Raw genomic sequence first — 2,222 nt, forward strand, 5'->3', positions numbered from 1 at the left:
ATATTCATTAAAAATCTCGGTTGTGTAACACAATGTGATTTTTTTATCGCGAAACGCCTGCCATAACCAAAAGAATTTTGAATACTTCTGTACAGAAACAAGTAAGCAATTCGTATCAAGAACAATTTTCATCTGTTATATGGCGTTCTCATGTGTGTATTTAACCATTCGTCCATTAACTCGTTGCTCATTCCTTTTTCTTCCCAAAGATGTTTGCTTTCTTCATCTACTTTTTTTCGAATGTGCATAAGTAACACTTCTTCCATTTCTTTCAAATGATTTTCGTCATAATTGTACGAAAACATTTGCAGAATATGTAATTGCGTTGAATTTAATGCCGTTGCTGTTGTCATAGATTTACATTTTTAATTACGGTGCAAAGATAAACAAATTAATTTAAACAGCGTGATAATTATGAAATATTTTTTTTAACTAGCACCCTACTATCGTAACGGTTTTCCCCTGCACCATTTCTGTTTTGAGATAAATTTTAGCATCCCAATCTATATCGGGGCGGCGGTCGAAGATAAGTAGCCAACCCTCTTTGGTGCCTAATCTGTCCATGTAGCCGAGTACTTGGGCGTAGCTGTTTTCTTCTGTTTTGGCACTGCGGCGGAGTTTCAGTTCGATGGGGTATTTTTGTCTTTCATATTCTACACACAAATCTAAACGCTTGTATCCTGCCGCAAACTCACGGATGATTTGCCCGCCGCCGTTGACCACGCGTTGCAGGAAAGCTTGCAAAATCAGATGTGGTGCCGCCTCTCTGTATTTGTAGCGGTCTATCCATATTTCGCTGTTTTCGCGCCAAAAGGCTTGAAAATCCTGCATAAGACAGGTCATGTCAATATGCCCGTTTTTCAGATAGTGGGGCATTTGTTGGGGATATTTGCTTTCAAGCAAATCTTTCTGTGAGTCGGCACTTAATGTACGGATGATTACTTCGGCATAAATTGGATTGGCAGGCATGATTAACCCTTTACTCTCCTTTATCAGCCCAAGGTCTTTGGTGTAGAGATAGTCGTCCGACTGCGTATGAATTTCCGACAATTCGCCAATGATGACCGGCTCTATCACCCGCCGCACGCGCTCCTCTTTAAGCCGCTCCAGCAGGCTGTCGATATGTGTGTCGCGCCGCAGGATGATGGTTTGGATGGCTTGTTCCACCAATTCTGCCGTCACCGGCTTGGTATAATCGGATTGGAGCATTTTTTCAATCACCTCGCATGCAATGGCGTTAACCAACCATGGCTGTCCCTGCGTTTGCTTGATAACCAAATCGATAGCTTCTTGTTCAAACACTTGCCCTGTTTCCGCAGTATGCTGTCCGTACAATTCTACTGCCTCCTCTTTTGTGAAATTGCTAAAAGTCATCGCTTCTTTAATCACATTAAACGGACTTGCGCTGCCAAGCGACTCGCTGTCGGGACGAATCCGCACTTTGAAGTCGCGAATGTTGCGCATGCCCACCAAGGCGATTGAATGGACAAACGGGGTATTACCGCGCGTATTGTAACCGTCTCTCAATTGCCGAAGGAAAGTAATCAATGTACCCTCACTCAAGCAGTCGGCTTCATCGAAAAAGATGATAAGCGGCTTGTCTAATGACATACAAAAAACAGTCAACTCATCAACCAGCACACCGGTGTAATTGCTGTAGTCAGCATCTTTGGCAAATGTTTCTCCTTTGGGTATGTTCGAAAAGCGAAATTTTGATTGCATCCGCTTGACTATCGCCGGAATACCTTCCTTCGGTTCAATAATACCCTGCGCCACTTCCAATGAGCAATAAAGCGCATAATACTTGCCTTCATGGTTGATGTGGTTAACCACATCAAGCAGCAAAGTTGTCTTGCCGCTCTGCCGCGGGGCGTGAATCACAAAATATTGACGTTGGTCAATAAGTTCTCTGATGCCCGACAAACGCGATGAAGCCTCTATCATATAGTGGTCAACTTCGTTGCAAGGTCCTGCTACATTAAAATATCGTGCCATAATTCAAAATTTTTGGCAAAGGTACGCATTTAAAATGACTTTTACCAAATACGCGTTCCACACAAACTGCCCCCCGCCTTTTAAGCCGCTATCGACTTAATCCATTCAAATTTTGCAATAGCCAAACCGACATCTTACCACTGCCTCGATGATTCCATGCGTAATAGGGTATCAATGAAAGCGTTACATCTTTTACTTGTAAACGTCCCGTTTCATTTTGGGCTAAT

3 protein-coding genes are annotated in these 2,222 nt (G+C 42.9%); all 3 read right to left on the minus strand.

Annotated features, from left to right (window positions below; genetic code table 11):
- Positions 1–128: 128 nt before the first annotated feature.
- Positions 129–353, minus strand: a complete 225-nt coding sequence (locus ASC50_RS06310; protein ID WP_055432366.1) for a hypothetical protein — start codon at positions 351–353, stop codon at positions 129–131.
- A 79-nt stretch (positions 354–432) separates the two neighbouring features.
- Positions 433–1,995: an AAA-like domain-containing protein gene (locus ASC50_RS06315; RefSeq protein ID WP_055432367.1), complete on the minus strand. Its 1,563-nt coding sequence runs from the start codon at positions 1,993–1,995 to the stop codon at positions 433–435.
- 88 nt (positions 1,996–2,083) lie between these two features.
- Positions 2,084–2,222 (minus strand): hypothetical protein (locus ASC50_RS08650; RefSeq protein WP_420885216.1); only part of this gene is annotated, 139 nt, incomplete at its 5' end.

The organism is Candidatus Symbiothrix dinenymphae, assembly GCF_001431085.1.